This window comes from Streptomyces sp. NPDC056734 (assembly GCF_042790455.1).
Lineage (GTDB): Bacteria > Actinomycetota > Actinomycetes > Streptomycetales > Streptomycetaceae > Streptomyces.
In genome coordinates this window covers 1-8005 of record NZ_JBHTZD010000029.1, presented here as the reverse complement: position 1 = coordinate 8005, position 8005 = coordinate 1, and the positions used below count along the sequence as shown (strand labels likewise).

Below are 8005 nucleotides of genomic sequence, written 5' to 3'. Positions count from 1 at the left end.
CTCCCGGCTCTCGGGACCTTGGGACCTCGGGTTCCAGGATCCTGGACTTCGGGTTCTCGGGACCCCCGGGCTCTGGGGACTCGGGACCCCGGACCCGGGCTCCGGGACCTCCGGGCTCCGGGACCTCCGGACCTCGGGACCCCGGACCCCGGCCCCCCGGATCTCCCGTCCCAGGGACCCCCGGGGTCCCAGGGACCCCCAGGGACCCTAGGAACCACCAGGCACCACCGCACGGCACCCAAACGCACCCCCACCACCCCTGCCCCACAACGCACCGCACGGAGGTACGGATGCGGCGGACCGAATCGGAGAGTCACGGCCCCGTCCGCTACGGGCCGCATCTCCCGGACGACGGGCTTCCGCCGTTGCCGGAGCTGTCCGCCGTGCTCGCCGCCGCGGCCGGGCGGGCGCGAACCGAGCCCGTCGGTGGCGGTCCGGCCCTGCTGGAGGCAGCCTGCGGCTACTGGGAGCGGCGTGGCCTGCGTACCCGGCCCGAGCAGGTGGCGGCCGGGCCCGGTGCCCACAGCCTGCTGCTCGCGCTGACCGCAGCCCTCGGCGGCGACGTCCTGGTGCCCCGGCCCTGCGCCGCCTGGTGGGTGCCGTACGCGCGGCTGCTGGGGCGGCGCCTGTTCCATGTCGCGACCCCGGCCGAGTGCGGGGGCGTACCGGACCCGTACGCGCTGCTGGAGACCGTGCGCCGGGTGCGGGACGAGGGTGGGCGGCCCCGGCTGCTGGTGCTGTCGGTCGCCGACGACCCGACCGCGACCGTGGCCCCGCCCGAACTGCTGCACCGGGTCGTGGAGGCCGCCGCGGCGGAGGGGCTGCACCTGGTCAGCGACGAGACCTGGCGGGACACCCGGCACCCGCCGTACGACACCGTGCAGCTCAGCCCCGCCGAGATGCTGCCCGAGCGGGTCACCGTCGTCAGCGACCTCGCCGGGGCGCTGCTGCCGCCCGCCTGGCCCGCCGCCATCGCCCGGCTCCCGGCCGGGGCCGACGGCGCGGACCTGCACGCGCGCGTGCTGGACGTCCTGACCGCGCTCGGCGCCCCGGTGGCGGGCCCGGTCGCCGCCGCCGCCGGCTACGCGCTCGGCGAGCCCGAACCGGTCACCGCGCGGGTCGCCGCCGCCGTACGGCTGCACGCGCGCGTGGCGCACGCCGCGCACACCGCCGTGGTGGCCGCGGGCGCGCTGTCCCTCCCGCCGCAGGCGGGCCGCCATCTGTACGTCGATCTGAGCCCGCTGCGGTCCGCGCTCACCGCGCGGGGCGTCGGTGACGCCCAGGATCTGGAGGACTTCCTGGGTCACCGGCTCGCCATGCCCGCGCCGGGCGGCCACCGCTTCGGTGACGACCTCGCCGCGCTGCGGTTCCGGCTGGCCACCGGGCCGCTGCTCGGGGCCACCGACGCCGAGCGCGCGGCCTGTCTCGCCGCACCCTCGCCGTGGGAACTGCCGCACGTGCGAGAGGCGTTGATCTCTTTGGGTTCGGTCTTCGACGAACTCCGTGACAACGCTCAGCGACGGGAGCCTCCGCGATGACGCAGCAGTCCGAGTCGAGCACGAGCACCGGCAAGGGTGCGGGGACAGGTGCGGGGACGGGTGCGGGTGCCGGCACCCGGCAGTCCGGGGGGCCCGGCGCCGCCCCCTACCCGCCGTTGGCCGAGCCCCGCCCGCCGGCCGAGCTGCGGGTGTGGCCGCGTGCCTTCCACGACCGGCTGACCGCCCCGCTGCCCGGCCTCAAGGCCCTGGCCCGCTTCGCCCGCGAGGGTGCCGTACGACCCGGGCGCGACGGCCTCGCCGACATCCCCCGGCTGCCCTTCGCCCCGGGCCCGCTGCCCCGCGTCGGCGCCCGCGCCATCGCCGCCACCTGGGCCGGACACGCCAGCTGGGTGCTGCGCGTGGGCGGCCTGACCGTGCTCACCGACCCGGTCTGGTCCCGCCGGATCCTGGGCACCCCGCCGCGTATCACCCCCGTGGGCGTGGCCTGGAGCGCGCTGCCCCGGATCGACGCCGTCGTCATCAGCCACAATCACTACGACCACCTGGACGCCCCGACGCTGCGCCGCCTCCCGCGCGCGACCCCCGTGTTCGCCCCGGCCGGGCTGGCCCTCTGGTTCCGCCGCCGGGGCTTCACCACGGTCACCGAGCTGGACTGGTGGGAGGCGGCCGAACTGCGCGGTGTGCGCTTCGACTTCGTCCCCGCCCACCACTGGTCCAAGCGGAGCCTGACCGACAGCTGCCGCACGCTGTGGGGCGGCTGGGTGCTGACCGATCCCGACGGGCGGCGGGTCTACTTCGCCGGTGACACGGGTTACGGCCACTGGTTCACGCGTATCGGGCGCCGCTATCCCGGCATCGACCTGGCGCTTCTGCCCATCGGCGCGTATGACCCCCGGTGGTGGCTGAGGGACGTCCACTGTGATCCGGAGGAGGCGGTGCGGGCCGCCCTTGATGTGGGCGCGGCCCGGATGGCGCCCATGCACTGGGGGACCTTCGTCCTGTCCGCCGAGCCCGTCCTGGAACCTCTGACCCGGGTCCGTGCCGCCTGGGAGGCGACGGGGCGCCCGAGGGCGGATCTGTGGGACCTGCCGGTGGGCGCGTCGAGGGTTCTGGAGTGATCGGGAGATGGGGCGGGGTGGGGCGGCGTGGGGTGGGGTGGGCGAAGCCGGGAGTCCGGGTGCGGGAGCGTCGTGGTCGCTCGCGCAGTTCCCCGCGCCCCCAAAAAAAGCCCGGTTCCCCGCGTCCCCGAATGCCCAGTACCCCGCGTCCCCGGATGCGCAGTTCCCCGCGCCCCCCAAAAAAAGCCCCGCGTCCCCGGATGCGCCGTTCCCCGCGCCCCCCAAAAAAGCCCCGCGCCCCCGAATGCTCAGTTCCCCGCGCCTCCGACAGAACGGGGTGGTGTTCGGTGTGTGCTTTCAGGGGCGCGGGGAACTGCGCGACCGGCCCACCACAACCCGCACCGGCCCGACCATCTCAAGCCCCCCGAACCCCCCGAACCCGACGCCAAAGCGCAGGCACCGCGCTGATGACGACCGTCAGGACCACCGCCGCCACCACCCCCGCCCACGGCTCACTGAACAGCGACCCGCCGAGAACGCCGATCAACTGATACGTCACGGCCCAGGCCAGACAGGCCGGCACATCCCCCCGCGCAAACCTCCGCAGCGGCCACTCCGCCATCAGACACGCCAGCATCACCGGCAACCGCCCCGCCGGCACCAGCCGCGACAGCACCAGTACCGCCACCCCGTGCTCGGCCAGCTTCCGCTGCGCCTGCTCCAGCCGGTCCTCGGGCGCCCGCGCCCGTATCGCCTTCAGCCACCGCGACCCGTTCCGCGACCCCATCCCGCGCCGCCCCAGCCAGTACAGCGCCACATCACCGAGGAACGCGGCCAGTGACGCGGTCACGAAGACCAGCGCCATCGAGAAGGGCGCGGTCTGGTGGAACGCCACCACCGCCGCCGAACTGACCAGCGCGCCCGTCGGCACCACGGGTATCAGCGCCCCCAGCAGCACCAGCACGAACAGCGTGGGATAGCCGATCGCCTGCTGCGTGCTCTCCGGCGGCGCGTTCGTGGCAGCCGCCGCCAGCCAGCTCACCGGGCGACCTCCGGCCGCACCCGCTCGCCGTGCGACAACCGGTGCACGGTCACCCCGGGCGCGGACTCCGCCGCGAGCCGGACGAATTCATCGCCGGGCGCGTGGAACTCGTGCGGGCGCACCGCGTCCATGCCGATCGGCCAGTACGTGCCGTAGTGCACCGGCACCGCGCTGTGCGCCCCGAGCCGGGCCAGCGCCTGCGCCGCCCGTCCCGCGTCCAGATGCTCCTCGCCCAGATACGGTCCCCAGCCGCCCACCGGCAGCAACGCCACGTCGACCGGCCCGACTTCCTCGGCCATGGCGTCGAACAGTCCCGTGTCCCCGGCGAAGTACGTCCGCGCCTCGCCCTCCACCACGTAGCCGAGCGCGGGGGCGCGACGCGGACCGACCGGCAGCCGCCGCCCGTCATGGCGTGCGGGCACGGCCCGTACCACGAGGTCGCCGACCGTGATCATGTCACCGGGTGTCACCTCCACGAGCTGGAGATGGGCCAGCCTGCGGATGCCGGCCACGGCCCGGGTCGCGCCCCGGGGCACCAGCACCCGGGTGCCTGGCGCGAGGCTCGCCAGCGAGGGCACATGGAGGTGGTCGGCGTGCAGATGGGAGACCAGGGCGACGTCCGCGCGCCGGGCGTCGCCCGGGGGTACGTCACCCCGGCGGCGGCGCAGATGAGCGAGCCGGCGGGCGAACAGGGGATCGGTGAGGACGCGTACGTCCGAATCCTCGACCGTGCAGGTGGCGTGACCCCACCAGGTGATCTCCACCGGCACCCCTTTGCCTCCTTCGCGCGACTCCCCCGAAGCCTACGCGCAGCGGTAGGGTCGACGGCGAAACCCGGAGGTGAGGGGGGCCCATGGGAGAGCTGCGCGGTGCCTCCGGCACACGTGTCACGACGATCGCCAGCCTGACGCCGCTGGAGGAACTGGACGCCGATCCGTTCCTGGTGGACTCGCGCAGCCAGCACGCCATGTGTGCCCGGTGGGCGGCCGAACGCGGCTATGTGGTCACCCGGCAGTTACTGGTCTCCGGGTTACGGCCCGACCACCGCATCCTGTGGGACGACGTACGGCCGGGACGGGACGTCTTCGTGGCCCCCAGCAGACGGGTGCTGGAGAGCGCGCTCGCGTCCGTGGAGGAGTTCATCGAGGAGTGCGCCCGCCGCGGGGTGCGGGTGGAAACCGTCGGCCACGCGGAACCGGCGTACGACGCGAAGATGAAGGCCCGCGTCCACCGCCGGCTGTCCCTGCCGACGGCGGGCTACGACGGCCGGTGACCGGCTCCCGCCGACCCCTGCCGGGGCGCTGACCGGCTGTTCCAGTGGTCGCCGGGCCGCCGCTCGGGCGGTTGGCCGTCCGATGCCGGGGTGCCGACTTTCCGACGCCAGCCCCCCCCGCCCCTCCCGTCCCCTCCCCTCCCACGGCGAATCGGTTCCTCTTGGCGTTGTGACAGGGTGGAGGGCAGGTCCGTGTCTGTCTTGGGCCGGGAGGTGAGGTGCGGGGAGTGCGTTGGCGCAAGGTCGTCAGTCAGGTGGGGCGCAGCGCCACGGTATGGGCGGTCAGCACCGTCACGATGCTGATCCTCGCGGGCATCCTCCCGGACTTCCAGTTGCAGTCCGCCGACGGTGACAGCGCCACCCGGATCGCGATCACCGCCGCCCTCGGCGCGGGCGGCTTCGGGCTGCTGTCCGCGCTGGTGTGGCCGCTGATGGTCCGCTTCCTGCTGCTGGTGCCCGCCCTGGTCCTCGGCCTGCTGGCGTTCTTCCTCAACGGCGCGCTGCTGCTCATCGCCCTGCGGCTGAACCCCGCCGCCCGCGGCGACGCCTCCCCGGAGACGGCCGTCGTGGTGGCCGCCGTGATGTCCGCCGTCGCCTCCGCGACCGGCGCCGCCCTCGCCGTGCGCGACGACGACGCCTACCGCCGCCGGCTGTACCGGCTCGCCGACCGCCGCCGCACCCCCCTGCCACCCGGCCCGGTCACCCACGGCACGGTCTTCCTCCAGCTCGACGGCGTCGGCCATGACGTACTGGAGGCCGCCGTCCGGAAAGGGCTGATGCCCGCCGTCGGACGCTGGCTCGGGGCCGCCGACGGCACCGGGCCCACCCACCGGCTGATCCCCTGGCGCACCGACTGGTCCAGCCAGACCGGCGCCAGCCAGCTCGGCATCCTGCACGGCAGCAACTTCGACGTGCCCGCCTTCCGCTGGTACGAGAAGGACCAGCGCGAGGTTGTGGTCTGCAACCGGCCCACCAGCGCCGCCGCCCTCCAGCGCCGGGCCGTCGAGCGCACCGGCGACGGCGGGCTGCTCACCGCCGACGGCGCCAGCCGGGGCAATCTGTTCAGCGGCGGCGCCGACGAACAGGCCCTGGTGCTGTCCATCGCCGCCCGCCGGCGCAGCCGCGAGAACCGTTCCCGCGCGGGCTACTTCGCCTACTTCTCCGACCCCGCCAACGCCGTACGCACCGCCCTCTCCTTCGTCGCCGAGGTCGGCCGCGAGGTCGGCCAGTCCACCCGGGCCCGGCTGCGCAAGGTCCGGCCGAGAGTCTCGCGCGGCGGCCTCTACCCCTTCATCCGCGCCTTCGCGACCGTCGTCGAACGGGACGTCGTGGTCGCCGCCGTCATGGGCGACATGCTCGCCGGTCGCACCTCCGTCTACGCCGACCTGGTGGCGTACGACGAGGTGGCGCACCACTCCGGGCCGCACAGCCGGGACGCCGAGCGGGTCCTCGCCCGGCTCGACCGCTCGCTCGCGCTGATCGAGAAGTGCGCCGAGCACGCCCCGCGCCCCTACCAGATCGTCCTGCTGTCCGACCACGGGCAGAGCCCCGGCGAGACGTTCCGCTCCCGCTACGGGCTCACCCTCGGCGATCTGGTCCGGGCGGGGTGCGGGCTGCCCGTGCCGCGCCGGGCCCGGAGCACCCGCAGCGGCGCCGAGGCGCGGGCCGCCGTACGGGCCGCGCTGCGCCGCCCGGTCGAGGAGAGCGGCGAGCACCACCGCCCCTCGCGCCGCTCCGAGCCGATCGTGCTCGCCTCCGGCAACCTCGGCCTCGTCTCCTTCCCGGACGTGCCGCACCGGATGACCAAGGAGGAGATCGACGCCCGCCACCCCGCCCTGCTGCCGACCCTCGCCAACCATCCCGGCATCGGCTTCCTGCTGGTGCGCAGCGAGGTGCACGGGGGAGTGGTGCTGGGCGCCTACGGGAGCGAGATCCCGCTCGCCGACCTGGACGACGCCGCCCGCAGCCCGCTCGCGCCCTTCGGGCCGGGCGCCGCCGACGCCGTACGCCGCACGCACTCCTTCCCGCACACCGCCGACATCATGGTCAACTCCTTCCACGACCCGGCCGACGGCGAGGTCCTCGCGTTCGAGGAGCAGATCGGCTCCCACGGCGGTCTCGGCGGCTGCCAGGGGCGGCCCTTCCTGCTCTCGCCGCTCGCGCTGTCCGCGCCGGTCGGCGACGGGGCCGAACTGGTGGGCGCGGAGCGCGTGCACCGGGTGCTGAGGCGCTGGCTGCGGGAGTGCCATGGGCCGCAGGTGCCGGTGGCTGTCGCGGATATCGTGGCGGACGCCGTCGCGGACGCCGGTGAGGTGACGGGGGAGGCGGGCGGGTTCGGTGAGCCGGACGGGACGGATCCCGTCCCCGCCCGGTAGATCGGCTGGGCCGCCCCCGTCCATTGCGCACACGGTTCGAGCCGAGCCGGCGTCCGTGGGCCGGTGTTCCGGGTGTGCTGAGCCGGAATGTGATCGGATAGGGCGCGAGAAACGCACTCGTATGCGAAAGGAACCACCGTGGCCACCACGCGCTCCGCACACACCGTCTGGGAAGGCAATCTTCTCCAGGGCAGCGGCGTCGTCACCTTCGACTCCTCCGGCATCGGCGAGCAGCCGGTTTCCTGGCCGTCGCGTGCCGAGGCCGCCAATGGCAAGACGAGCCCTGAGGAGCTGATCGCCGCCGCCCACTCCAGCTGCTTCTCCATGGCGCTGTCCCACGCCCTGGCCGGCGCGGACACCCCGCCCACCAAGCTGGTCACCTCGGCGGACGTCACGTTCCAGCCGGGCGAGGGCATCACGGGCATCCACCTGACCGTGGAGGGCACCGTGCCCGGCATCGACAACGACACGTTCGTCGCCGCCGCCGAGGGCGCCAAGGCGAACTGCCCGGTCAGCCAGGCCCTCACCGGGACGACGATCACCCTCACGGCGAAGCTCGCCTGACCCTCGTACCACCGTGAGAACGGCGTGCCGCATCCCTGCTCCAGGGATGCGGCACCGTCGTTTCCGGGTACTTCTGGGACAGATGCCGCATTGACAAGGCCCCGCGCAGGTCCTGTGCTGGAAGGGAAGCGTCCGGTGGACGTCCGGTGGAAGGGGACAGTCATGGCACGCGCGGTCGGGATCGATCTCGGGAC

Annotated in this window: 7 protein-coding genes; 5 read left to right on the top strand and 2 right to left on the bottom strand. The window is 74.4% G+C overall.

Translation table 11 applies throughout. The annotated features are described in order from the left end of the window. Positions 1–290 precede the first annotated feature (290 nt). Together ACFRFC_RS32855 and ACFRFC_RS32850 are read left to right on the top strand one after the other, a co-directional pair. Positions 291–1538 (top strand): aminotransferase class I/II-fold pyridoxal phosphate-dependent enzyme, encoded by a 1248-nt coding sequence (locus ACFRFC_RS32855; RefSeq protein WP_382692133.1) that lies wholly within the window; start codon positions 291–293, stop codon positions 1536–1538. Continuing rightward, positions 1535–2617: an MBL fold metallo-hydrolase gene (locus ACFRFC_RS32850; protein WP_382692132.1), complete on the top strand. Its 1083-nt coding sequence runs from the start codon at positions 1535–1537 to the stop codon at positions 2615–2617. Before ACFRFC_RS32855 ends, ACFRFC_RS32850 begins: the two co-directional genes overlap by 4 nt. A gap of 355 nt (positions 2618–2972) precedes the next feature. Here ACFRFC_RS32850 and ACFRFC_RS32845 read toward each other — a convergent pair whose 3' ends face one another. Both ACFRFC_RS32845 and ACFRFC_RS32840 read right to left on the bottom strand, forming a co-directional pair. Further along, positions 2973–3599 carry a DedA family protein gene (locus ACFRFC_RS32845; protein WP_382692131.1) on the bottom strand — a complete coding sequence of 209 codons (627 nt, stop codon included), beginning with the start codon at positions 3597–3599 and terminating at the stop codon, positions 2973–2975. Next, entirely contained in the window at positions 3596–4369 is a 774-nt protein-coding gene (locus tag ACFRFC_RS32840) for an MBL fold metallo-hydrolase (RefSeq protein WP_382692130.1), read from the bottom strand. The genes ACFRFC_RS32845 and ACFRFC_RS32840 overlap by 4 nt, the downstream gene beginning before the upstream one ends. An 83-nt stretch (positions 4370–4452) precedes the next feature. Here ACFRFC_RS32840 and ACFRFC_RS32835 point away from each other — a divergent pair, with 83 nt between their 5' ends. From ACFRFC_RS32835 to ACFRFC_RS32825, 3 genes are all read left to right on the top strand, one after another. After that, positions 4453–4872 carry a hypothetical protein gene (locus ACFRFC_RS32835; RefSeq protein ID WP_382692129.1) on the top strand — a complete coding sequence of 140 codons (420 nt, stop codon included), beginning with the start codon at positions 4453–4455 and terminating at the stop codon, positions 4870–4872. Between the two features lie 218 nt (positions 4873–5090). Next, entirely contained in the window at positions 5091–7247 is a 2157-nt protein-coding gene (locus tag ACFRFC_RS32830) for a phage holin family protein (protein ID WP_382692128.1), read from the top strand. A 138-nt stretch (positions 7248–7385) separates the two neighbouring features. Next, on the top strand, positions 7386–7811 hold the full coding sequence (locus ACFRFC_RS32825) for an OsmC family protein (RefSeq protein ID WP_382692127.1): 426 nt from the start codon (positions 7386–7388) through the stop codon (positions 7809–7811). The last annotated feature ends 194 nt before the right edge of the window (positions 7812–8005 follow it).

What these genes read in the sequence shown, in the direction of transcription:
- ACFRFC_RS32855 (WP_382692133.1), top strand. Translation starts at nt 291, where the DNA reads ATGCGGCGGACCGAATCGGAGAGTCACGGCCCCGTCCGCTACGGGCCG.
- ACFRFC_RS32850 (WP_382692132.1), top strand. Translation starts at nt 1,535, where the DNA reads ATGACGCAGCAGTCCGAGTCGAGCACGAGCACCGGCAAGGGTGCGGGG.
- ACFRFC_RS32835 (WP_382692129.1), top strand. Translation starts at nt 4,453, where the DNA reads ATGGGAGAGCTGCGCGGTGCCTCCGGCACACGTGTCACGACGATCGCC.